19 protein-coding genes are annotated in these 22,594 nt (G+C 64.8%); 13 read left to right on the top strand and 6 right to left on the bottom strand.

Annotation, left to right across the window (positions count from 1 at the left end; translation table 11 throughout):
* Nucleotides 1-29 precede the first annotated feature (29 nt).
* The 4 genes from MTX23_RS23455 to MTX23_RS23440 all read left to right on the top strand — a co-directional run bounded on the left by MTX23_RS23455 (nt 30) and on the right by MTX23_RS23440 (nt 5,766).
* Nucleotides 30-1,181, top strand: a complete 1,152-nt coding sequence (locus MTX23_RS23455; protein WP_280972555.1) for a DegT/DnrJ/EryC1/StrS family aminotransferase — start codon at nt 30-32, stop codon at nt 1,179-1,181.
* 45 nt (nt 1,182-1,226) lie between these two features.
* Entirely contained in the window at nt 1,227-2,756 is a 1,530-nt protein-coding gene (gene murJ, locus MTX23_RS23450) for a murein biosynthesis integral membrane protein MurJ (RefSeq protein WP_280972554.1), read from the top strand.
* Between the two features lie 130 nt (nt 2,757-2,886).
* Complete coding sequence (locus tag MTX23_RS23445) at nt 2,887-5,196, top strand: xanthine dehydrogenase family protein molybdopterin-binding subunit (protein WP_280972553.1); 2,310 nt, start codon at nt 2,887-2,889, stop codon at nt 5,194-5,196.
* Between the two features lie 123 nt (nt 5,197-5,319).
* Nucleotides 5,320-5,766: a cytochrome c gene (locus tag MTX23_RS23440; protein WP_280972552.1), complete on the top strand. Its 447-nt coding sequence runs from the start codon at nt 5,320-5,322 to the stop codon at nt 5,764-5,766.
* A gap of 110 nt (nt 5,767-5,876) precedes the next feature.
* On the opposite strand, the gene MTX23_RS23435 is transcribed toward MTX23_RS23440, so the two are convergent.
* Entirely contained in the window at nt 5,877-6,299 is a 423-nt protein-coding gene (locus MTX23_RS23435; RefSeq protein ID WP_280972551.1) for a CHRD domain-containing protein, read from the bottom strand.
* A 165-nt stretch (nt 6,300-6,464) separates the two neighbouring features.
* Here MTX23_RS23435 and MTX23_RS23430 point away from each other — a divergent pair, with 165 nt between their 5' ends.
* Nucleotides 6,465-7,400 carry a cytochrome c gene (locus MTX23_RS23430; protein WP_280972550.1) on the top strand — a complete coding sequence of 312 codons (936 nt, stop codon included), beginning with the start codon at nt 6,465-6,467 and terminating at the stop codon, nt 7,398-7,400.
* An 80-nt stretch (nt 7,401-7,480) separates the two neighbouring features.
* Here MTX23_RS23430 and MTX23_RS23425 read toward each other — a convergent pair whose 3' ends face one another.
* Nucleotides 7,481-7,726, bottom strand: a complete 246-nt coding sequence (locus tag MTX23_RS23425; protein ID WP_280972549.1) for an Lrp/AsnC ligand binding domain-containing protein — start codon at nt 7,724-7,726, stop codon at nt 7,481-7,483.
* 180 nt (nt 7,727-7,906) lie between these two features.
* Between MTX23_RS23425 and thiD the strand changes: the two genes are divergently transcribed.
* Entirely contained in the window at nt 7,907-8,710 is an 804-nt protein-coding gene (gene thiD / locus MTX23_RS23420) for a bifunctional hydroxymethylpyrimidine kinase/phosphomethylpyrimidine kinase (protein WP_280972548.1), read from the top strand.
* A gap of 221 nt (nt 8,711-8,931) precedes the next feature.
* Here the strand turns inward: thiD and MTX23_RS23415 are convergent, their stop codons facing one another.
* Both MTX23_RS23415 and MTX23_RS23410 read right to left on the bottom strand, forming a co-directional pair.
* On the bottom strand, nt 8,932-11,415 hold the full coding sequence (locus tag MTX23_RS23415) for a hypothetical protein (protein ID WP_280972547.1): 2,484 nt from the start codon (nt 11,413-11,415) through the stop codon (nt 8,932-8,934).
* 767 nt (nt 11,416-12,182) lie between these two features.
* Entirely contained in the window at nt 12,183-12,605 is a 423-nt protein-coding gene (locus MTX23_RS23410; protein ID WP_280972546.1) for a hypothetical protein, read from the bottom strand.
* 146 nt (nt 12,606-12,751) lie between these two features.
* Between MTX23_RS23410 and MTX23_RS23405 the strand changes: the two genes are divergently transcribed.
* The 3 genes from MTX23_RS23405 to MTX23_RS23395 all read left to right on the top strand — a co-directional run bounded on the left by MTX23_RS23405 (nt 12,752) and on the right by MTX23_RS23395 (nt 15,758).
* On the top strand, nt 12,752-13,564 hold the full coding sequence (locus MTX23_RS23405; RefSeq protein ID WP_280972545.1) for a UDP-2,3-diacylglucosamine diphosphatase: 813 nt from the start codon (nt 12,752-12,754) through the stop codon (nt 13,562-13,564).
* Complete coding sequence (locus MTX23_RS23400) at nt 13,561-14,652, top strand: glycosyltransferase family 1 protein (protein ID WP_280972544.1); 1,092 nt, start codon at nt 13,561-13,563, stop codon at nt 14,650-14,652. The genes MTX23_RS23405 and MTX23_RS23400 overlap by 4 nt, the downstream gene beginning before the upstream one ends.
* A 116-nt stretch (nt 14,653-14,768) precedes the next feature.
* Nucleotides 14,769-15,758: a threonine/serine dehydratase gene (locus tag MTX23_RS23395; RefSeq protein ID WP_280972543.1), complete on the top strand. Its 990-nt coding sequence runs from the start codon at nt 14,769-14,771 to the stop codon at nt 15,756-15,758.
* 97 nt (nt 15,759-15,855) lie between these two features.
* Here MTX23_RS23395 and MTX23_RS23390 read toward each other — a convergent pair whose 3' ends face one another.
* Entirely contained in the window at nt 15,856-17,112 is a 1,257-nt protein-coding gene (locus MTX23_RS23390; RefSeq protein ID WP_280972542.1) for a hypothetical protein, read from the bottom strand.
* A gap of 75 nt (nt 17,113-17,187) precedes the next feature.
* Here MTX23_RS23390 and MTX23_RS23385 point away from each other — a divergent pair, with 75 nt between their 5' ends.
* The gene (locus MTX23_RS23385; RefSeq protein WP_280972541.1) at nt 17,188-18,387 is read left to right on the top strand and encodes an MFS transporter; all 1,200 of its coding nucleotides are present in this window, start codon (nt 17,188-17,190) and stop codon (nt 18,385-18,387) included.
* On the opposite strand, the gene dgcA is transcribed toward MTX23_RS23385, so the two are convergent.
* Nucleotides 18,357-19,358, bottom strand: coding sequence for an N-acetyl-D-Glu racemase DgcA (dgcA, locus tag MTX23_RS23380; protein WP_280972540.1), 1,002 nt, complete (start codon nt 19,356-19,358; stop codon nt 18,357-18,359). The genes MTX23_RS23385 and dgcA overlap by 31 nt on opposite strands.
* Before the next feature lie 129 nt (nt 19,359-19,487).
* Between dgcA and MTX23_RS23375 the strand changes: the two genes are divergently transcribed.
* The 3 genes from MTX23_RS23375 (at nt 19,488) to MTX23_RS23365 (ending at nt 22,367) form a co-directional block, all read left to right on the top strand.
* A complete protein-coding gene (locus MTX23_RS23375) occupies nt 19,488-20,621 on the top strand; it encodes an ABC transporter permease (protein WP_280972539.1) in 1,134 nt (377 codons plus the stop codon).
* Nucleotides 20,622-20,623: 2 nt separating this feature from the next.
* Complete coding sequence (locus tag MTX23_RS23370) at nt 20,624-21,394, top strand: ABC transporter ATP-binding protein (protein ID WP_280972538.1); 771 nt, start codon at nt 20,624-20,626, stop codon at nt 21,392-21,394.
* Between the two features lie 109 nt (nt 21,395-21,503).
* Nucleotides 21,504-22,367: an MlaD family protein gene (locus MTX23_RS23365; RefSeq protein ID WP_280972537.1), complete on the top strand. Its 864-nt coding sequence runs from the start codon at nt 21,504-21,506 to the stop codon at nt 22,365-22,367.
* Nucleotides 22,368-22,594 lie beyond the last annotated feature (227 nt).

Raw genomic sequence — 22,594 nt, 5'->3', positions numbered from 1 at the left:
TCACCTCCAAATCACCCGCGAAGAGCTCCATGAACCAGCATATGCGTCCAGAACCCATTCCCTTCATCGATATCTCCGCGCAGCGCCAGCGGCTCGGCAAGTCGATCGATGAGGCGGTCGCCCGCGTCCTCAATCATTGCCAGTTCATCAACGGCCCGGAGGTCACGGCGCTGGAGACGGCACTGGCCGATTACACCGGCGCCAAGCATGTGGTGACTTGCGCCAGCGGTACCGATGCGCTCCTGATGGTGCTGATGGCGAAGAATGTCGGACTTGGCGACGCGGTGCTGTGCCCGTCCTTCACATTCTGCGCGACCGGCGAAGCGGTGGCGCTGACCGGTGCGACGCCGGTCTTTGTCGATGTCGACGAGGCGACCTTCAACATCGACGTCAATTCGCTCAAGCGCGGCATTGCGACCGCACGGGCGCGCGGCCTGAAGCCGGTCGGCGTCATTCCGGTCGACCTGTTCGGGCAGAGCGCCGATCACGATGCCGTGGCCACCGTCGCCAGGGCCGAGGGCCTGTTCGTGCTCGACGATGCGGCGCAGGGCTTCGGCGCCAGCTACAAGGGCCGCAAGCTCGGCACCTTCGGACTCGCCACTGCGACCAGCTTCTTTCCGGCAAAGCCGCTTGGCTGTTTCGGCGACGGCGGCGCCATCTTCACCGATGACGACGAGCTTGCAGACACACTGCGCAGCATCCGCGTGCACGGGCAGGGCTCGGACAAGTACGACAATGTCCGCCTCGGTCTGACCGGCCGGCTCGATACCATGCAGGCCGCGATCCTGATCGAGAAGCTGAAGATCTTTGAGGACGAGATTGTGGCGCGCAACGTGGTCGCCGACTGCTATTCGCGCGGGCTCGGCAATGTCGTGACCGTGCCGCACCTCGCCTCCGGCTGCACCTCTGTATGGGCGCAATACACCATCCGGTTGCCCAAGGGGACCGACCGCGACGCCTTCGCGGCGGCGCTGAAGGCGCAGGGCGTTCCCACCGCGATCTACTACACCAAGTCGATGCACCAGCAGACCGCCTATCGTGACTTCCCCGTCGCCGAGGGCGGCCTGCCGGTCAGCGAGAGCCTGTCGGAGGACGTCATCAGCCTGCCGATGCACGCCTATCTCGACAAAGTGACCCAGGATCGCGTCATCCAGGCGGTGCGCGGCGCGCTCTCGTCCTGATTCGTTCATTTTGACGTAGGGTGATCATGCGCTAGAAGCACCCGCATGCTTGGGCGCATCTTCACCGTCGGCGGCTATACCCTGCTTTCTCGGCTGACCGGGTTTGCACGTGACATCATGCTCGCGGCGATCTTGGGCGCAGGACCGGTGGCGGATGCGTTCTTCGTGGCGCTGCGGCTTCCGAATCACTTCCGCGCGATCTTCGCCGAGGGCGCCTTCAACGCCGCCTTCGTGCCGGCCTATGCCCATGTGCATGGTGAGCGCGGCGAGGCCTCGGCGCGGCTGTTCGCCGACCGCATCTTCACGCTGCTGTTCGCCTCGCAGGTGGTCCTGCTGGTGGTCGCGATGCTGTTCATGCCGCAGGCGATGAGCATCCTCGCGCCGGGCTTCACCGAGGATGTCGAGCAGCGCAAGCTCGCGATCGAACTGACGCGGATCACCTTTCCCTACCTGCTGCTGATCACGTTGGTGACGCTCTATGGCGGCATGCTCAACGTGATGCACCGCTTCGCCAGCGCCGCGGCGGCGCCGATTTTCCTCAATCTGGCGATGATGATGACGCTGGCGTTGGCCGCGTTGTTCCCGAGCGCCGGCCACGCCGCGGCATGGGGCGTGCTGATCTCGGGTTTCCTGCAGTTCTTCGTGCTGGCCGGCGACCTCGCGCGCCATGGCGGCTTGCCGCGCTTTGCGCCGCTGAAGCTCGACGAGGATGTCCGCGCCTTCTTCCGCGCACTGGGGCCGGCTACGCTGGGTTCGATGGGGACGCAGGTGGCGCTGTTCGCGGACACCATCATCGCGACCTTCCTGCCGGCTGGCGCGCTGTCGGCGCTCTATTACGCCGATCGCCTCAATCAATTGCCGATCGGCGTGATCGGGATCGCGATTGGCACCGTGCTGCTGCCGGAGATGTCGCGGCGCCTGTCCGCCGACGACCACGCCGGCGCCATGGCGGCGCAGCGCCGCGCGTTCGACTTTACCCTGCTGTTCTCGGTGCCGTTCGTGGCGGCATTCCTGACGGTCGCCGACCCGATCATGCGCGCGATGTTCGCGCGCGGCGCCTTCTCGAAGGCGGACGCCGCCACCGCCGGCGCGACGCTTGCGGCCTATGCAGTCGGTCTGATCCCGTTCGTGATGATCCGTAGCGCGGTCGCAACCTTCTACGCCCGCAAGGACACTGCAACCCCGGTGAAGGCGGCGCTGACCGGGGTCGCGGTCAACGTCGCGCTGAAGATCGCGCTGGTCGGCACGCTGGCGCAGGTCGGGCTCGCGCTCGCGACCGCGGTCGGCGCCTGGATCAATCTGCTGCTCGTGCTGTTCTTTGCTGTACGCCGCGGTTACCTCGACTTCGATCGCACGCTGGTGCGCTCGCTCGGCACCTTCGCGGTTTGCGGCATCCTGCTCGCGGTCGCCCTGTGGCTGACCTCGCACTTCGCGGCGGTCTGGTTCGCGCCGATGCAGATCTTTCGCGACGAACTGATCCTGCTGTTGCTGATCGCGGTTGGCCTGTTCGTCTACTTCTTCTGCATCCTGGTGCTGTTCGGCCGTGGCTGGTTGTTCGCGCTCCGGCGCGGATAGTTTGTCCTGTTAAATCAAAGGCATAGGAATGGGCTGCGCGATCGCGTCGCGGCATGTGGAAAGCGGTTTGCGCTTCCGGAACAACCACGCCAATATGCGGCCCAAACAAACCAAGACAATTGGAGACGAGATGGCAGCTCCCATCAAATTCGGCGTCGGTCAAAGTGTGCGCCGCAAAGAGGATGACGCCCTGATTCGCGGCAAGGGCCGCTACACCGACGACGTTGCACCGTCTCCCGCATTGCAGGCGCTGATGCTGCGCTCGCCGCATGCGCACGCGACTTTCACCATCGACGCGACCAAGGCCCGCGGCATGCCCGGCGTGGCGCTGATCCTGACCGCGGCCGATGTCGCCGATCTCGGCGGCCTGCCGTGCCTGTTCAATCTCGAGACCGATCCATTCACGGCGCCGCCCTATCCGATCCTCGCCAAGGACGAGGTGCGCCATGTCGGTGACGCCGTCGCCTTCGTGGTCGCCGACACCGTCGATCATGCCCGCGACGCGATCGAGGCGATCGACGTCAAATGGACGCCGCTGCCCGCCGTTGTCGGCCTGGTCAACGCCGTCAAGAAGGGCGCGCCGCAGGTCTGGCCCGACAAGCCGGGCAACGTGCTGTTCGACGTCTCGATCGGCGACAAGAAGGCCGCGGAAGAAGCCTTCGCCAAGGCGCATGCGGTGGCCGAGATCACCATCGTCAATCCGCGCGTCATCACCAACTTCATGGAGACACGCGCGGCGGTCGCCGAATACGACACCAAGAAGGATCATCTGACCCTGACGATCGGCAGCCAGGGCAGCCACCGCCTGCGCGAGATCCTCTGCGACATGGTCCTGAAGATGCCGAAGGAGAAGATGCGGGTGATCTGTCCCGACGTCGGCGGCGGCTTCGGCACCAAGCTGTTTCCGTATCGCGAATATGCGCTGATCTCGGTCGCCGCGCGCAAGTTGAAGAGGACGATCAAGTGGACCGCCGAACGCTCCGACCACTTCATGGGTGATGCGCAGGGCCGCGACAATGTCACGACCGCGAAGATGGCGCTCGCCGAGGACGGCAAATTCCTCGGCATGGACGTCGATCTGATGGGCGACATGGGCGCCTATCTCTCGACCTTTGCGCCCTATATCCCGCACGGCGGCGCCGGCATGCTGCCGGGCCTCTACGACATCCAGGCCTTCCACTGCCGCGTCCGCACCGTGTTCACCAACACCGTGCCGGTCGATGCCTATCGCGGCGCTGGCCGCCCCGAGGCCGCCTATGTGATCGAGCGCCTGGTCGACGCAGCGGCCCGCAAGCTCGGCATGACGCCGGATGCCGTCAGGCGGAAGAATTTCATTCCGCCGAAATCGCTGCCCTACAAGACCGCGACCGGCAAGGTCTACGATTCCGGCGACTTCGTCGCGCATATGAAGCGTGCGATGGAGATCGCCAACTGGAAGGAGTTTCCGAAGCGCGCCAAGGCGGCGAAGAAGGACGGGCTGGTGCGCGGCATCGGCATGGCGAGCTATGTCGAGGTCTGCGGCACCATGGGCGAGGAGACCGCCAATGTCGCGCTCGATCCCAATGGCGACGTCACCATCCTGATCGGCACCCAGTCGAGCGGGCAGGGCCATCAGACCGCCTATGCGCAGCTCGTCGCCGACCAGTTCGGGCTGCCGCCCGAGCGCGTCCATGTGCTGCAGGGCGACACCGACAAGATCGCGACCGGCCTCGGCACCGGCGGCTCGTCGTCGATTCCCTCGGGCGGCGTCAGCGTCGAGCGTGCCACGCGCGAGCTCGGCAACAAGCTGAAGGAGCTCGCGGCGCAGGCGCTGGAGGCCGGCGCGGGCGACCTCGAAATCGCCGACGGCCGCGTCCGCATCGCCGGCACCGACCGCTCGATCAGCTTTGCCGATCTCGCCAAACGTCCTGGCGGCGATCCCTCGAAGATGAACGGCAGCGCGACCTTCTCGAGCGCCGACGGCACCTATCCGAACGGCACGCATCTCGCCGAGGTCGAGATCGATCCAGCCACCGGCATCATCAAGATCGTCAACTACGTCATCGTCGACGATTTCGGCGTGACGCTCAATCCGCTGTTGCTCGCGGGCCAGGTGATTGGCGGCGCGATGCAGGGCATCGGCCAGGCGTTGATGGAGCGGGCAGTCTACAGCGCAACCGACGGCCAGCTCGTCACCGGCACGTTCATGGACTATGCGATGCCGCGCGCCTCCGACGGGCCGTCCTTCGTGTTCGAGACCCACAACGTGCCCTGCACGACCAATCCGCTTGGGGTGAAGGGAGCGGGTGAGGCCGGTGCAATCGGCTCGTGTCCGGCGGTGGTCAATGCGATCGTCGAAGGGCTGTGGCGCGAGTACCAGATCGACCACATCGATATGCCCGCAACGCCCGAACGGGTCTGGGTTGCAATCCGCGAAGCACAACGCCAGCACAAGCTCTGAGACTTTGTGCGGGAGCGGAATGAACCGGATCGAGCGGTGTTCGCCTGATCAGGCCGCTCGACGCAAACTCGTCGCCGAGCGCGAAGGTCGATTCATCCGCCCCCTGAACATGGATAGCTGTCGATGTTTCGAACTGGTATTGCCGCGGGAACCTTGCTGCTTGGCGTTGGCGTTGTGGCCGCGGCGGAAGACCAAGTTACCTTGACCCAACTTGCAATGAAATCCAACCTCAAGAATGCCGTCGTACTCTACGACATTACCAAGGGTAAGGCGGCTTATGATCAGAACGCCGTTGACACGGCGCTTGTGGGGCTCGAGGACGTAGCCAGGCGCTTCCCTTCCTTTTTTCCCGAAAGCATCAAGGGCAAAAAGCCGAAGGGCGATTACTACCCGTCAATGAAGGTGTGGACCCAGCGAGCGGATTTTGAGGCCCATGCGGCCACCTTTGCCAAGGCTGTGGGCGAGGCAAAGACCAAGGTCAAAGATCTCGATAGTCTGAAGACGGAGTTTGCAGCCATCAACGATGCATGTCTTGGCTGTCACGAGACCTACCGCGTTAAGGCGCGTTGAGAAGAGCTAGGAGCAAGGCTGGCAGAATTCTCCTCAAGAAGGGCGGACGCCGGGAGGTGTCCGCCCTTCTTGCTGTGTCGGCCTTTTCTTGTCGGACTTACTTCGTGACCTTACTTGGTGACTTGGCCGCGGATCTCCCCGCCCGGATTCGCCGCCGTGTGGATGTTGACGTAGTACTTGCCGGCGAGCAGATCGGCGGCCTGAGCATCGGTTAGCGTGGCGCTACCTTCCGCCGGGTTTGAGCCCGCGTTCGGGATCGCGACTGCGACGCCGGCGTTCTTGCCGGATTCGGCCGGACCATGGAAATGAGCAGCGGTGGCGGGGCCAGTCAGGCCGGAATAGCTCAGCTTCCAGGTTAGCTTCTTGGTCGCGGCGTTGTAGTCGATGTCGGCGGTGCCGGTTGCCGTGCTGGTGGTCGGCGGCACTTCGGACTTGCCGCTCAGCGTCGCCTTGAGCTTCTCGGCGAAGGCTGGTCCGGCAAAGGCGACCGCGGCGCTCAGCGTCAGCGCGGCAAGCATGGTCTTGTTCGGCATGGTTTTCTCCCTGTTGACATCAAACGACGGTATCAGCCTCAAAACAGCAGCCGTCCGGATTTATTCCCAAAAATCAACCTGAGCGGGCAAAATTTGATGGAAGCTTATGCGCCAGCTTGCGCTCATACTGGCTGACAGATGACCGGCCCAGTGACGGATCAGTGAATGCTGCGACGAATTCTCCTCCTGGCCATTGTGGCCGGCATCGCCGGCTTCGGCGTGTTCTGGTGGTTGACGATCCCCGCGACCATTGCTGCAAGCGCGCTGCCTGCCTACCAGCCTGACTTGGCCAACGGGCTCACAACGTTCAATGCAGGTGGATGTTCCTCCTGCCATGCCGTGCCGAAGCAGGACGACCGCACCAAGCTTGGCGGCGGCCTTGCGATACCGTCTCCGTTCGGCACCTTCTATGCGCCGAACATCTCTCCCGATCCGAACGACGGCATCGGCCGCTGGAGCGAAGTCGACTTCGTCAACGCGGTTATGAAGGGCACCTCGCCGTCGGGGACGCACTACTTCCCGGCGTTTCCCTATACCTCTTACCAGCACGCCAGGATCAATGACATGCGCGACCTCTTTGCCTATCTGAAGACGTTGCCGCCGGTCGCGGGCAAGGTGCGCGACCATGACGTGCCGTTTCCGTTCAACGTCCGTCGCAATATCGGCGTCTGGAAATGGCTGTTCATGGACGGCAAGCCGTTGGTGGCCGATGCAAGCCGTTCGCGGCAGTGGAATCGCGGCGCCTATCTCGCCGACAGTTTCGGCCATTGCGCCGAGTGTCACAGCCCGCGGAATGTCCTTGGCGGCATCATCGGCGCGCAACGCTTTGCTGGCGGCCCCAATCCGGAGGGCGAGGGCTGGGTGCCCAACATCACGCAAAAGGGGCTTTCGGATTGGAGCGCGAACGATATCGCCTATTTCCTGGAGACCGGGCAGACGCCGGATGGCGACAGTGCCGGCGGGTCCATGGTGCGCGTGATCCGCAACACCTCGCAGCTCTCGCACCCGGATCTCGACGCGATCGCCGACTACATCAAGTCGCTACCGCCGGTCGAAGGGCCGCCGCGGCCACCGAAGAAAAAGCCGGCGGAGGAGTCTTGAAGCGCGATCAATTCGGGCGGTCTTTCCGCCGGCTTGGTCGCCTCAGCTCGCCGCGGGCGTCGCATCGAAAGATGCGAACCTCACTTCGTTCCGAACGCCTTGAAGGTGATGATGGTGAGGGTGTCCTGAATACCCGGGATCACCTGCACCTTCTCGTTGATGAAATGGCCGATGTCGGTGTCGTGGTCGACGTAGAACTTCACCAGGAGGTCGTAATTGCCTGCGGTGGAATAGATCTCGGAGGCAATCTCGGCTTCCGCCAGCGCGTTGGCGACGGCGTAGGACTGGCCGAGCTTGCATTTGATCTGGACGAAGAAAGGAACCATCGCTGTGTCTCCGGGGATATCGGCGACAATAGGCCAAAAACGGGCCGCCAAGGCAAGGCCAAGTCCAGGTCAAGTCCAGTCCAGGTCAAGTCGCGGTAGGGTCAGGCGAACTTGCTGCCAATGGGCGGCCGGGCTAGGACAGGTCATGACCCCGTTCATACCAACCTCTGGCGCTGCAAAATGACGCCGATCGCGCTCACCATTGCGGGCTCGGATTCCTCCGGCGGCGCGGGTATCCAGGCCGATCTGAAGAGCTTTGCCGCGCTCGGGGTCTACGGCGCCTCCGTAATCACGGCGCTGACGGCGCAGAACACCACCGGGGTCAGCGGCATTCATCCGGTGCCTGCGCCGTTCGTCACCGCGCAGATCGACGCGGTGTTTTCCGACCTCGCGGTCGGCGCGGTCAAGATCGGTATGGTGGCGCAGACCGAGACGATCGCGGCGATCGCCCAAGGGCTGCAGCGCTGGGCGCCGCGCCACGTCGTGCTCGACCCGGTGATGGTCGCGACCTCGGGCGACCACCTGCTGGCGGCCGAGGCGGTCGATGCGCTCAAGACCATGTTGTTCCCCCGTGCATCGCTGATCACGCCAAACCTGCCGGAGGCCGCGGCGCTGCTGAACGAGCCGGTCGCGGACAGTGAGGCCGCCATCGAGGATCAGGGGAGGCGATTGCTGGCGATGGGATGTCGCGCCGTGCTGGTCAAAGGCGGCCATGCGCAAGGTGCCGAAAGCATCGATTATCTGATCGACGGCGAACGCACCGTCGCGCTTGCCGCGCCGCGCATCGCGACCGCCAACACGCATGGCACAGGCTGCTCCCTGTCGTCGGCGATCGCTGCAGGTCTGGCCAGGGGCGAGGACGTGGAAACCGCCGTGCGCAACGCCAAGGCCTGGATCACGGCTGCAATCGCCGCGGCAGATCGCTTCGCTGTCGGACACGGCCATGGGCCCGTGCATCATTTCCACAAGTACTATCCGTATTGACGGCCCTGCCGCGGTCAACCTTGGCCTTCAGATCCATGTGCGTGCTCACGGACGCCCTAGGCTTGCCCGGCCATTGCAGGCCGGCGAACTCCGCTCGCGGGGCAGCCTGCGACAGACAGAAGCCAAGCCGCCCAATCTGGGTGGCCCGACGCTACCCAGGAATTGACGGGGCGCGACTTCGAGCCAGTCGCCGCCGCTATGCGGGTATGCTTGATCGGTAGTCAGTGGGCGTGACGGAACTTGCCCCGTAGCTCGGCCAAGGCCCCTGCGAACGGATGAAACGTGAAGCTCACCGTGTGGTGCCCTGGGCGAAGAGCGACTGCCCGAAAGATGACGTTGGCCCTGAGGATGTCGCTCGGCTCGCCATCCACCGTTGCACGCCACCAGGGATGCCAAACGTCGTTGAGGAGCAGCAGGCCGCCTGACGGCGCGTCGACCTCGACGTCGACTCGTGTATTCTCATAGCGGATCAAGCGTGCTGTGCCGGGCGCCGCGCCGGCTGCGCTTGCACGCGGCAGCGCTGGCGCGCGGTCGAGCAGGACGGTGTGGCGCGGATCGACGTCCGTCGGCCAGCCATTGGTGAGAAGCTGGTTGAAATCCGCGACGCGCCAGTCAGAGAGCACCATCACACGCGGCAGAGCGCGGGGATTCTCGTACACATAGGCGTCCGCCGTATGGGCGACGAGCGTGAGATCGCCGGGGGCAAGCGATGGATCGACTTTCTCGACTGGCACGCCGACGGCGATGAAGCGCAGACCGAACAGATCGGCGAAGGCGGAGCGATAGGACGGAAATAGCGGCGAGAAGCGGCGCTGGTCATAATCCACCACCGTATCACCGACCAGGGTGGCGTCGTAGAACCACTTGAGGCGCAGCGGATTGTGCCCGAACACGTGGTCGCAGCCGTGGATCATACACAGGTTCGGCCAATGATAGGCGATGCCGATCAGTTCGACGCGATCACGCCGGGCTGGATCTGACGCCGCCGCAAGCTTTGATTTCAGCAGCGCCAGCGTTGCGTTCCTGGTGTCGAGGCGCAGTGCATCGAATGTCGAAGCCGCCATAGCGGTGGAAATGTGCGGCGCATTGTTCCAGGCGAGGTCGACGGCGGAGAACGAGCTCAGCAGCAGCATGCCCGCAAGGAGCGAGAGACCGTTCAGCCAACGCGCGAGAACGAGCGCCACGACCGCACCGCTGGTGAAGACGAGCGCGGTGACGACCGGCACGATCACCTGCGTGATGGACACGATGGTGTGGGCGAGCCACAGCGCCACTGCGACCAGCACAACCGGCATAGCCAGTTCGACTGCCCGCTGCGCACTGGCGGGTTGCGGGACCGTGCCTTCGAGCCAGCGATGCACGAGGTAGCCGGCGATGATGGCGAGCAGCGCCCCGATGACGAACGTCGCATCGGCAGGTCGCCGGTATAGCATCACCCCGGGCAACCATTCGTACATGGCATGGAAGACGGGCGTGTACCAGCCGAGTCCATAGAGCAAGACGATGCTGGCAGCGATCGAGAAGAAGCGGATGTCACGCGACCACGCGAGGCGGCGCACGATGCCAAACGAGACGATGACGACGAGCAGCAGGGCTCCCGAATAGACCAGACCCATGTTTTGCGCGAGCGAGAGATCGGTGCCGCCAAGCGCTGCTTTCCAGGACGACGTCGCCGGCCCCCAGTACTCGATGGCCGGATCCATCGCGCCGTAGAGATCGGCGAAAGCGAGGGTCAGCAGATGTGCCGGATGCAGCGATCCCTGACCGGCGACCATCCAGCCAATCTCGGGCCGGTTCGAGCGTGCGGCGAGCAGAGCCGTCAGCGTGACCGGAATGGCGGCGATGGGGATGCCGACCAGGCAGCTGGCCGCGAGCGGTCTGATGCTCGCGTTGATGCGCTTGCGCCAATCGTCACCCGCGATCCAGTGGTACCCGACAAATCCGGCGAGGACGTAGAGCGAGATCAGCGCAACCTGATCCCGCCCCACGGCGAGCAGGCCGCCAAACACGCCGGCCGCCAAGCCGGCGCGCCACGACGAACGTTCGAGCGCGCGCGATAGCATCCAGAGCGTCAACGGCAGATAGACTAGGCTGACGATCTGGCCGGTATGCTGCAATCGTGAATTCGCCGAGCCGCCGAAGGCGAAGGCGAGCGCAGCGACAAGCGCACCAGCCGCGTGCCAGCCGCGGTCCCGGAAATACAGAATGATGGCCACGCCGCCGAGCAACAGATAGGCAAAGGTCAGCCCGTCGACCACACGGAAGCTTGGTTTCGGGTCGACGCAGGCGAGCAGAAAATGTAGCGGCGAGAAGATCAGCGATTGCGGATCGGAGATGAGCGGCCAGCCCCCGAAGACGTTGGGCGTCCAGAACGGCGACTGGCCATTTGCCAGCGACGTGGCGAGAAATTGCAACGGCGGCAGGAATTGCGACTTGGCGTCCCAGGGAATCGTGACGTGGCCGGATAGCCATGGCCATGCAGGCAACAGAAACGCGAGCGCGAACAGCGCGACGGTAAGGCCTAGCGGGAATTTGCCCGTCGAAACCGCCGGTCTGGCCCGCCGCCCCAAAGCGCGTGGCTCAGCACCGGCAAGCCACGGCGTCGCCTGGAGGGACGGCGCGGCTGCGGGGTCGTCGATCCAGGACAGCGACCGCGCTTCGCTCTCGGGTCCCTCGAGCGACCCGTCCCCAAGGTCGGCTCTCATCTATGGCCCATTGTTTGGCGAAGGCGAGGCCGGGCCTGGATCACAACTCCGGGACTGCAACCGGCGAGCTCCCTTTTGCTATCCGCATGCCGGCTTTGCCTGTTTGGCGCAGAGCGCGCGCTGTCGCCACAACAGCGATTGCACTCCGCCCCCGACGGAGAGTGTACTCTGATACTGAGGACGCCTTAGCTAGCTGGGTCATTTGCGCCTCACGAAGGCTGGATATTACGGAATTTCTATGGCGCCGCGTGGTGATGGCACGTTATTCAACTTCATTGAGCTTCTGGTTCACGGCGACAACATTGCGCGCGCATTCCTTGCCGGTGGACCAAGCCTGATCGTTCTGGTTGACTCAGTGTTTTCTCTGCTGATGAAGATCGGCGACGCCGTTAGAGCCATCGCGCGAGCGCTTGAGTCTCGCAATTTCGTAGTTCGCCAAGTACCGGCATCTGAAATATCTATACGATCACCCGGGGTAGATGACGGTCGTCGACCTCGTGGTGTTAACGCCGGAGAGGGCGTTCTCGATTACCGAGCTCATATTGCGGCTACCGGTCTGACCCGAAGTCGGCGCCTGACGTCGTTGGGGAGCGAAGCAGATGGCGCCGGTGAAACGCTTCCGACTGAGCAGCTTGGCGCGTGAGGATCGAGACCCGGCCAGAGCTAAATTGCTCGCCAGAAGAGAGCTGGCGCCGCTTGCCGGGTTCGCGACCAGCCGTGCCAACCCGGCATCTCCAGCAGGTGGCGGCCTGAAGAAAGGCAATCAGTTAGGCGGACCTTCCGGTGCAACCGTCGCGCACGCCCTTCAGAGCCGCAAGCATCGGCATCGCCTGTGATCGCAAACCCGTCGCCCCCTGCATCGTTACGCCGAAAGCGATGCCAGCATCCTTCTCGTCGCCGTCGATACCGACCGGCCCAAATTGGATATCCACGCCGCCAGATATCGAGTTAAGTTCACGGTCCGATAAGCTGACTGCTTCGATAGGTCCTCTCATGACCGTCTCTTCCGCCGCTGGGGTCAGGTCATCCCTGACGTGCCGCGGATCGTGACGGAGATTAGCGCTTACTGACTGTGATCTACGTAACATTTGAAATTGGCTCGCGACGGCTTTTTTCTTCGTCGCGCCGTCCGGCAATGACGGCGGCTGAACCATCCGAGCGAACATCGAAGCAACCTGTGTTCCACACATCTACGCGCTCCCATGTCGCCAGATTGTCGCACGCCGCTGTTATCGGCAGTGAAGGGGCGTGCAACTGATTCTCGTTAGCTTTCTGGGGGCCTTCGGTCGCGAGGATCGTCATCGCCTTGTCACAGGAATCTGTTAGGTGCACAGGCATGGGAAGTGACTCCTTGAGTGAAGAAAGCCCGGAGCGACGCTTTCGCACTTTGTTCATCTCCGACGTCCATCTCGGAGCCCGCGGTTCGCAAGCCGACCGCCTGCTTGATTTCCTCCGCTCTCACGATGCCGACACGATCTACCTCGTTGGCGATATCGTCGACGGTTGGGCGCTGAAGTCGAACTGGTACTGGCCGCAGACGCACAACGACTTCGTGCAGAAGATGCTGCGCAAGGCGCGCAAGGGCGCGAAGGTGATCTACGTGCCGGGCAACCACGACGAATTTCTGCGCAAATATTACGGCACGCATTTCGGCGGCATCGACGTGGTTGAGAACACCATCCACACTGGCGCCGACGGCAAGCGCTATCTCGTGATCCATGGCGACATCTTCGACCTCGTGGTGCAGAACGCGCGCTGGCTCGCCCATCTCGGCGACAAGGCCTACGACTTCGCGATCCAGATGAATCGCTTCGTGAACTTCTTCCGCAAGATGTTCGGCGTGCCCTACTGGTCGCTGTCGCAGTGGGCCAAGCTGAAGGTCAAGAAGGCGGTGAACTATATCGGCGCATTCGAGGCCACGCTGGCAGGCGAGGCGCGGCGCCACGGCTGCGACGGCGTGATCTGCGGCCACATCCACTACGCGACCATTCATGACGAGCACGGCATCCGCTACATGAACTGCGGCGACTGGGTCGAGAGCTGCACCGCGCTCGCCGAGCATGAGGACGGCCGCTTCGAGATCATCACCTGGACCGATCCGGTGCGCCGCATCGCGCCGGTTCCGCGAGTAACGGCACGCGCTGCATGACGCATATCCTGGTCGCGACCGATGCGTGGCATCCCCAGGTCAACGGGGTTGTCCGCACGCTGACCATGATGGCGCAGGCGGCAAAATCGCTCGGTGTCGAGGTGAGCTTCCTCACGCCGGAATCGTTCCGCACCTTTGCGATGCCGAGCTATCGCGATCTCAGGCTGGCTCTGCCGTATCAAGCGAAGGTTGCCGGTCTGATCGCGGCAGTGAAGCCCGACAGTATCCATATCGCAACCGAAGGGCCGATCGGGCTCTCGGTTCGCCGCTATTGTCGCAAGCGCGGCCTGCCGTTCACGACGAGCTTCCACACCCGCTTTCCCGAGTATGTCTCCGCGCGGTCGCCTGTCCCGGAATCCTGGATCTGGCGCGCGCTGCGCTGGTTCCACAAGCCGAGCCAGGCGGTGATGGCGGCGACACCGGCGCTGGCCGGCGAGTTGCGGCTGCGCGGCTTCCGCAACGTGGTGCTGTGGTCGCGCGGCGTCGATACCGCGCTGTTCCATCCGCGCGATGTCGATCTCTGCCTGCCGCAGCCGGTCTATCTCAGCGTCGGTCGCGTGGCGGTCGAGAAGAATCTCGAGGCCTTCCTCGATCTCGATCTGCCCGGCACCAAGGTCGTGGTCGGAGACGGCCCGGCGCGCGCGGCGCTGGAGCGGAAATACCCGGAGGCCGTGTTTCTCGGCGCGCGCCATGGCGAGGAGCTGGCCGAGATCTACGCCGCGGCCGATGTGTTCGTCTTCCCGAGCCGGACCGATACGTTCGGCCTCGTGCTGCTCGAGGCGCTGGCAAGCGGGCTGCCGGTTGCCGCTTTTCCGGTCACCGGTCCCCTCGACGTGATCGGGGCGGCTCCGGTCGGCGTGCTCGACGAGGATTTGCGCCATGCGTGCCTGGAAGCGCTGAGCATCCCGCGGCAGGCCTGCGTTGATTTTGCCGCGCTCCACACCTGGCAGGCCTCGGCGCGAGTGTTCATCGACCGCGCCCTGAACGTCCGGCCGGTGCCGCGCGACGGCGAGGGCGAAACCATGGAGTTCGGTGCCGAAGAGCACCATTTCGGCGTCCTGCCGGCAACCCAGCCGACGCCGCGCTGACCGACCTCACGCGCCTTTGTTTTGACGCGTTTTCTTCACGCGAACCCGGCCCACTTCGCTTGAAAGCGCTATGAAGCGTCTTGCCGGGCTGTCTGCCAACGCGATAGAAATTGCGGATGATGGAAAACGCGATAAATCCACCCGTGGCTGCCGCGGACATCGATGCCGCCGCAAGGGTGGTCGCGCCGTTCGCGGTGCGTACGCCACTCCTGACCTTCCCCGTTCTCAACGAACGAGTCGGCACCAAGGTCTTCCTCAAGCCCGAGATGTTGCAGCGGACCGGATCGTTCAAGTTCCGCGGCGCCTTCAACAAGCTGGCTTCGATCCCGCAGGCAGTGCGGGGCGGCGGCGTCGTCGCGTTCTCCTCGGGCAATCATGCCCAGGGCGTCGCGGCCGCGGCAAAGATCCTCAACATGCAGGCGACCATCGTGATGCCTGCCGACTCTCCCGTCACCAAGCGCGAGCGGACCAAGTCCTATGGCGCCGAGGTCGTGCTCTACGACCGTGACCGCGAGGACCGCGAGGCGATCGCCAACGGCATCGCCAGCAAGCGCGGTGCGACGCTGGTGCGTCCCTACGACGATCCCTTCGTGATCGCAGGGCAGGGTACCGCCGGCCGCGAGATCGCCGAGGACATGGCGGCGCTCGGGCTGACGCCCGACATCGTCGTGGCGCCGGCCTCCGGCGGCGGCCTGATCGCGGGCGTCGCCACTGCGGTGAAGGCGAAGTTCCCGCAGGCCCAGGTGATCGTCGCGGAGCCTGCGGGCTATGACGATCACGCGCTGTCGCTCAAGGTCGGGCACCGCGAGGCGCATCCGGTCGCTGCGCGCACCATTTGCGACTCGCTGATGGCGATGATGCCGGGCGAGCTCACCTTCGCGATCAACAGCAAGCTGCTGGCGACTGGTGTGAGCGCCTCAGACGACGAAGTCGGCGCCGCGGTTGCTTTCGCCTATCGCGAGCTGAAGCTCGTGGTCGAGCCGGGCGGCGCCGTCGGGCTCGCTGCATTGCTGGCCGGGCGGGTCGACGCCAAGGGCAAGAACGTCGTCATCGTGCTCTCCGGCGGCAATATCGACGCGGAATTGTTCGCGAAGCTGGTGGCCTGAGATACTCGGACCAAATTGACATGGTCAGAGCGTTGGCCCGCTCTGCCCATTGCTATTTGTGGCGATCGATATCGTCAGCGCATGAAGCCGCACGAGATCACGAGAAGAACGCGATCTTCTCGGCCTGGCCCATGCGGCGGATCGGCGCGAGCGGGTCGTTGGCCGCGGCGCTTGGCCTTTTCACGAGGCCGCTTGCGATGATCGTCGAGCCAAGCGAGACGTCGCTCGCGCGGGCCGAAATGGTCTTCATGTCAGCTTGCGATGGTGTCAGGCTCACTGGCGCCTCGGCAATCCGTGCCTCGGCCGCCGGCTGCGGTTCGAGCATCGGCTCGGGAGCCCGTGCGAGCTCTGGCACTGGCTTAGGCGCCTGCACAAGCTCCGGCTCGCGTGTCGGCGCAGCGATGTCGGGCTCGGCGGCCATCGCTTCAGCGGCGTGCATCTCCGCGACAAGCATCGCCTCGTCGTCGCCGGTCGGATCGGGCGCGCCCATCTCCATCGCAATGAGATCGAGCACCGCTTCGTCATGCGCATCGGCAGCGGCCTCGTCGGCGACGTGGGCGAGCTCGGCGGCTTCGGCTTCGGCCAATGCGGCCTCGGCTTTTGCAAGTGCGTGCTCGGTCGGTTGCGCCACGGTAGCCGTGGTGAGGTCAGCGCTCGGCGTCGCGGCGACGTCGTGAACTGGCGCTGCTTCCGCGGCCACGATTTGGGGCTGGGCGCTTTCAGCTGCGCCAGCTGGCGACGCCGCCGGCGCCTCCGCGACCGCCGCCTCGGCAACAGCCGGTTCCGTCGCCGGCGCGGCCGCCTCTTCCGCGTTGAACTCGGCGAGCCGGCGGGTCAGCGCCGCGAAGGCAGCATCCACGACGGTCTTGGCCTCGTCGATGGAGACCTGGGAGGCGCCGGCCTCGATGGCGCTGGCCTGCGAATCCATGATGTCGCAGATTCGGCCGTCATTGCCGATCTCGCGCAGCCGCCAGGAGATTTCCCGGATCACCCGCACGCCCTTGCGGATCGGCGCGAGGCTCTGCTCGAAACTGAGCTCATCGAGCGCGGCGATGGCGGAGGCCTGGACGGCCTCGACAGCGCCGCGCAGGGCGGTCAACGCCTGTTCCAGTTGCTCGTCCCTGAAAGCGTCTGCAGCGGCTTGCCGCTGCGCGCTGAGGCTTTCCTCGATCCGCGCCACGGCGTCGAGCACCATGCGGGTATCGGCATTGCGGTTGCGCTTGGCGTACTCGCCGAGGAACCAGCGGCCCCGCGACGTCTCCATGAAGGCCTCGCTGATCGCAGCATAGTCCTCCTCGCTCGGCTGGGCCGCGCGGGCGGAAATCGGCGACAGGGCGAATGCTTCTTCGGCCATCACAATCTCTTCGCGCAAATCACTGCGCGTTACGCTAACGATCACCACGATATCGCGCGAATCGCAATTGAATTGATGTCTTCCGAATCAAAAATCTCCATCGCAGCCAGGATTGCGTCGCGGCGATTCGCGCGAAGCCTGGCGGCATTCTACGCCACGCTGTTCGGAATGACGGGCGTCCATCTGCCATTTTTCACAGTGTGGCTGAAGGCGATCGGCATCGATGCCACCTGGATCGGCATTATCACGGCAGTGCCGCCGGTGACGCGCTTCACCGTGCTGCCGCTGCTCACCGCTGCGGCGGAACGCCGCCAGATGCTGCGCGGTGCGATCATGCTCACTGGCTTTGCCACCGCGCTCGGATTTTTCGTGATCGGCAGCCAGCACCAGCCGTTGCTTGTGCTGCTGGTCTATGCGCTGACCTGCTGCGTCTGGACGCCGATGGTGCCGCTGACGGATGCCTACGCACTGCGCGGCGTGGCGCGCTACGGTCTCAACTATGGACCGCTGCGGCTATGGGGGTCGATCGCGTTCGTGGTCTGCGCGCTCGCAAGCGGACTGCTGCTCGGCTATGTCGCCGAGGTTCATCTGATCTGGATCATCACGGCCATGACCGTCGTCGGCGCGATGCTCGCCTTGACGCTGCGGCCGCTCGACCGGCCGCCCGCCGCAGCCGCGCCCACGGCCGGCGCATGGAAGCTTTTGCGCGATCCCGGTTTCCTTGCCATCATCGTCTCCTCGGCGCTGATCCAGAGCAGCCACTCCGCCTACTACATCTTCGCATCGATCGCCTGGCGGCAAGCCGGCTTCAGCGGCCTGACGATCGCGGGCCTGTGGGTGATCGGCGTTCTCGCCGAGATCGTCCTGTTCGCGCTGTCGCCGCGTTTCACGCTGCCGTCAGCGACGCTTGTGGTGATCGCCGCCGCCAGTGCCGTGGCGCGCTGGACCATCACCGCGCAGGATCCGCCGCTCGCGATCCTTGCCGTCATCCAGCTCGCGCACGGGCTGACCTTCGGGCTCACGCAGGTCGGCATCATGGGCATGATGGTGCACCATGTGCCGCCTCATGTGATGGCGCGCGGGCAGGGCTACCTCACCGCCTGCGGTGGCATCGTCGCGAGCACCACGTCGATCCTGAGCGGCATGGTCTACGCACGCTACGGACTGGGCGTCTACGACATGATGGCCGCGATGGGGGCGGCCGGTGGGCTCGTGATGTGGCTGTCGCGCAAGCGCTTCACCCATCACCCCCAGAGCGCGGCGTCCGGGGGATAGACGAGGCTGCCCTCGTAGCGCAGGCCGTTGTCGCGGTCGCGCGCCAGCAACAGCGGGCCGTCGAGGTCGACGAAACGCGCGGCCTGCGCGATCAGCATCGCCGGGGCCATCGCCAGCGAGGTCGCGACCATGCAGCCGATCATGATCTCGAAGCCGAGCGCGCGGGCGGCGTCCGCCATCGCCAATGCCTCGGTCAGCCCGCCGGTCTTGTCGAGCTTGATGTTGACGGCGTCGTAGCGGCCGCGCAGGCTCTTGAGCGAGGCGCGGTCATGCACACTCTCGTCGGCGCAGACCGGAACCGGGCGCTGGATGCGCGACAGGGCCTCGTCCTTGCCGGCCGGCAGCGGCTGCTCGATCAGGGTGACGCCGGTATCGGCGCAGGCGGCGAGATTGGCGGCCAGGTTGCCCTCGGTCCAGGCCTCGTTGGCGTCGACGATCAGTTCGGAGGCTGGCGCCGCCTTGCGCACCGCGGCGATCCGCGCACCGTCGCCATCGCCGCCGAGCTTGATCTTGAGCCGCGGACGGTGAGCCGCCTGGGCAGTGGCCGCCGCCATCGCCTCGGGTGTTCCGAGCGAAATCGTATAGGCGGTGGTGCGGGCCTCGGGCGCAGGCCGGCCCAGCAGGTTCCAGATGCGGTCCCCGGCACGCTTGGCCTCGAGGTCCAATAGCGCGCAGTCGAGCGCGTTGCGGGCGGCGCCCGCGGGCATCCTGGCTTGCAGGGCGCGGCGGTCGATGCCGCCGGCCAGCGGCTCCTGCATGGCCTGAATCGCCCGCAGGGTCGCCTCCGGCGTCTCGCCGTAGCGGGGATAGGGCACGCATTCGCCGCGGCCGGTCAGGCCGCCCTGGCTGACCTCGGCTACCACTACCACCGCCTCGGTCTTGGCGCCCCGGCTGATCGTGAAGGTCCCTGCGATCGGCCAGCGCTCGATCCGGGCGCTCAGGGAAATTGCGCGGAGTGGGGTGGAAGTCATTTTAAAGTCTACTATTTCCTGAACCGTATGCTTGCGACCTGAAACCAACTATGGCTGGTTAGTGACAGATTCGACAAGCGGACCCGGCGGCGCCGGTGAACGGCCAACCAGCCGAGGGGTAGGCAAAAGGTGAGCGGCGACCCGACACTGGAGCGGATAGCCCAAGGCGAGGGACTGGCGTTGTGCGCGGCGGGTAGCTGGACGGCCCGCTTTGCTCCGGCGCTCGAGCGGATCGTTTCGGATGCCGAGAAGCTGCGTGGCAGCCGTCCGCATATCTTTATCGACGTATCGCAGGTCTCCAGCCTCGACACCTTTGGCGCCTGGTTGATCGAGCGGCTCCGCCGCAGCCTCAGCGACCCCACGGCGGAGGCGATGATCGCCGGCCTCTCGGCCAACTATTCCAGCCTGGTGGACGAGGTCCGCCGCGTCGGCACGGCGCCCAAGACCGACAGCGAGCCGCTGTCGGTCACGGTCATGCTGGAGCAGATCGGCCGCACGGTGGTCGGCATCGGCGGCACGATTGTCAGCCTGGTCGACATGCTCGGCGCGGTGATCGCCGCGTCCGGCAAGGTACTGATCCATCCGCGCAGCTTCCGCCTGACCTCGACGGTGCATCACCTCGAGCAGGTGTGCTGGCGCGCGGTGCCGATCGTGGTGCTGATCACCTTCCTGATCGGCTGCATCATCTCGCAGCAGGGCATTTTCCATTTCCGCCAGTTCGGCGCCGATATCTTCGTCGTCGACATGCTCGGCGTGCTGGTGCTGCGCGAGATCGGGGTGCTGCTGGTCGCCATCATGGTCGCGGGCCGCTCCGGCTCGGCCTATACCGCCGAGCTCGGCTCGATGAAGATGCGCGAGGAGATCGACGCGCTGCGCACCATGGGCTTTGATCCGATCGAGGTCCTGATCCTGCCGCGCATGCTTGCGCTGGTGCTGGCGATGCCGATCCTGGCTTTCCTCGGCGCGATGGCCGCGCTCTATGGCGGCGGCCTGGTGGCCTGGCTTTACGGCGGCATCGATCCGGAAGCCTTCCTGCTCCGCCTTCGTGACGCCATATCGATCGATCATTTCATCGTCGGCCTCGTCAAGGCGCCGGTCATGGCCGCGGTGATCGGCATCGTGGCCTGCGTCGAGGGGCTTGCGGTGCAAGGCTCGGCGGAATCGCTCGGACAGCACACCACCTCGTCGGTGGTGAAAGGGATATTCTTCGTGATCGTGATGGACGGCGTGTTCGCGATCTTCTTCGCATCGATCGGGATATGATCATGCCGGAGCAGGCAGACGACGCCATCATTCGGGTCCGCGACATCACCGTGCAGTTCGGCAAGACCCGCGTGCTCGACGGCCTCAACCTCGATGTCAAGCGCGGCGAGATTCTCGGCTTCGTCGGTCCGTCGGGCGCCGGCAAGTCGGTGCTGACGCGCACCATCATCGGCCTCGTGCCGAAGGTCTCCGGCCGCATCGAGGTGTTCGGGGTCGATCTCGATGCCGCTGGTACCGCCGAGCGGCGCGGGGTCGAGCGGCGTTGGGGCATCCTGTTCCAGCAGGGGGCGCTGTTCTCATCGCTCACGGTGCGGCAGAACATCCAGTTCCCGGTGCGCGAATATCTGCGCATCTCGCAGCGGTTGCTCGACGAGATCATGGTCGCCAAGCTCGTGATGGTCGGCTTGAAGCCGGAGGTCGCCGATCGCTATCCGTCGGAGCTGTCCGGCGGCATGATCAAGCGCGTGGCGCTGGCCCGCGCGCTCGCGCTCGATCCCGAACTGGTGTTTCTGGACGAGCCGACATCGGGCCTCGATCCGATCGGCGCCGGCGAATTCGACGAGTTGGTGCGCACCCTGCAGCGCACTTTGGGGCTGACCGTTTTCATGGTAACCCACGATCTCGACAGCCTTTATACTGCGTGCGACCGTATCGCCGTTTTAGGGAACGGTAAGATCATTGCTGCAGGATCGATCGCCGACATGAGGGCATCGCAGCATCCGTGGCTGCAGCAATACTTCAACGGCAAGCGCGCCCGCGCCGTTGTGGCCTAGTGCATGATCCCGACATGTGGAGACCGGTTTTCGGACCAGATCATGCGCCAAAGGGGAATTCGACGAGCTCTGACGCAGGCTGGCTGCGCGAGAGCCTAGGAGCCGATTGATGGAAACGCGGGCGAACTACGTGCTGATCGGAGCGTTCACGCTGGCGGTAATCGCCGCGGCGTTCGGCTTCGTGCTCTGGTTCCAGAGCCTGCACACCATCAAGCAGCGCAGCCCCTTGCGGGTGATCTTCGAGGGCCCCGCGTCAGGCCTGCGCAACGGCGGGAGCGTCAATTTCAACGGTATTAGAGTAGGTGAAGTGATCTCGGTGAAGCTCGACAACCCGCGGCGCGTGGTCGCGCTGGCGATGGTCGAGAACAATGCCCCGATCCGCAAGGACACCCATGTCGGTCTCGAATTCCAGGGCCTCACCGGCGTCGCCGCGATCTCGCTGCGCGGCGGCGAGGAGGCGGCCCCGCCTGTGCCGCTCGACGAGGACGGCATCCCGGTGCTGACCGCCGATCCCAACTCGCTGCAGGACGTCACCGAGGCGATCCGCGCCACCCTGCAGAATGTCAATCGCATCGTTGCCGACAATCAGGAGTCGGTGAAGAACTCGCTCAGGAACCTCGAGACCTTCACCTCGGCGCTGGCGCGCAACTCCGAGAAGATCGACAATGTCATGCTCAAGGTCGACGGCGTGATGGGCAAGGCCGACAGCCTGATGCTCGGGCTGAACGCGATTGCCGGCGGCAACAATGGCGGCGAGCTCAATCTGATGGTGAAGTCGATCCGCGAGCTTGCCGAGGATCTCGACAAACGTTCGAACGCGCTGATCCTCGACGGCCGCAGGACGCTTTCCGACATCAGCCGCGCCGTCAACAATTTCGACCGCAACCCGAGCCGGGTGATCTTCGGCGGCAGCAACAACAGCGCGCCGGAGCCCGCACCAGCACCGGCGGTCGCGCCGCCGAGGCGGCGGTGATCCGCGAATGGTGTGTGGCGAAGACCTTTCCCATCTGTCAGCCTCCGTCATTGCGAGCTAACGGGTCGGCGCAAGGCGCCGCCCGATGACAGGCTTCCGCGAAGCAATCCATCTCTCAGCTCGCTGAGGCGTGGATTGCTTCGTCGCTGACGCTCCTCTCGCAATGACGGTGGCTAAGACCGTCGTGCCACTACCGATACGGAATCCGTGGACCAATTCACTCTAGT

The organism is Bradyrhizobium sp. ISRA436 (assembly GCF_029910015.1).
GTDB lineage: Bacteria > Pseudomonadota > Alphaproteobacteria > Rhizobiales > Xanthobacteraceae > Bradyrhizobium.
Note: the sequence above shows the minus strand (reverse complement) of the source record. Positions and strands in the feature narration are given on the sequence as shown.

Coding starts and splice junctions, on each gene's coding strand:
- thiD (WP_280972548.1), top strand. CDS start 7,907: ATGACGCCGATCGCGCTCACCATTGCGGGCTCGGATTCCTCCGGCGGC.
- MTX23_RS23400 (WP_280972544.1), top strand. CDS start 13,561: ATGACGCATATCCTGGTCGCGACCGATGCGTGGCATCCCCAGGTCAAC.
- MTX23_RS23455 (WP_280972555.1), top strand. CDS start 30: ATGAACCAGCATATGCGTCCAGAACCCATTCCCTTCATCGATATCTCC.
- MTX23_RS23390 (WP_280972542.1), bottom strand. CDS start 17,112: ATGGCCGAAGAAGCATTCGCCCTGTCGCCGATTTCCGCCCGCGCGGCC.
- MTX23_RS23435 (WP_280972551.1), bottom strand. CDS start 6,299: ATGCCGAACAAGACCATGCTTGCCGCGCTGACGCTGAGCGCCGCGGTC.
- MTX23_RS23445 (WP_280972553.1), top strand. CDS start 2,887: ATGGCAGCTCCCATCAAATTCGGCGTCGGTCAAAGTGTGCGCCGCAAA.
- dgcA (WP_280972540.1), bottom strand. CDS start 19,358: ATGACTTCCACCCCACTCCGCGCAATTTCCCTGAGCGCCCGGATCGAG.
- MTX23_RS23430 (WP_280972550.1), top strand. CDS start 6,465: ATGCTGCGACGAATTCTCCTCCTGGCCATTGTGGCCGGCATCGCCGGC.
- MTX23_RS23410 (WP_280972546.1), bottom strand. CDS start 12,605: ATGTGTGGAACACAGGTTGCTTCGATGTTCGCTCGGATGGTTCAGCCG.
- MTX23_RS23385 (WP_280972541.1), top strand. CDS start 17,188: ATGTCTTCCGAATCAAAAATCTCCATCGCAGCCAGGATTGCGTCGCGG.
- MTX23_RS23440 (WP_280972552.1), top strand. CDS start 5,320: ATGTTTCGAACTGGTATTGCCGCGGGAACCTTGCTGCTTGGCGTTGGC.
- murJ (WP_280972554.1), top strand. CDS start 1,227: ATGCTTGGGCGCATCTTCACCGTCGGCGGCTATACCCTGCTTTCTCGG.
- MTX23_RS23395 (WP_280972543.1), top strand. CDS start 14,769: ATGATGGAAAACGCGATAAATCCACCCGTGGCTGCCGCGGACATCGAT.
- MTX23_RS23415 (WP_280972547.1), bottom strand. CDS start 11,415: ATGAGAGCCGACCTTGGGGACGGGTCGCTCGAGGGACCCGAGAGCGAA.
- MTX23_RS23405 (WP_280972545.1), top strand. CDS start 12,752: ATGGGAAGTGACTCCTTGAGTGAAGAAAGCCCGGAGCGACGCTTTCGC.
- MTX23_RS23370 (WP_280972538.1), top strand. CDS start 20,624: ATGCCGGAGCAGGCAGACGACGCCATCATTCGGGTCCGCGACATCACC.
- MTX23_RS23425 (WP_280972549.1), bottom strand. CDS start 7,726: ATGGTTCCTTTCTTCGTCCAGATCAAATGCAAGCTCGGCCAGTCCTAC.
- MTX23_RS23365 (WP_280972537.1), top strand. CDS start 21,504: ATGGAAACGCGGGCGAACTACGTGCTGATCGGAGCGTTCACGCTGGCG.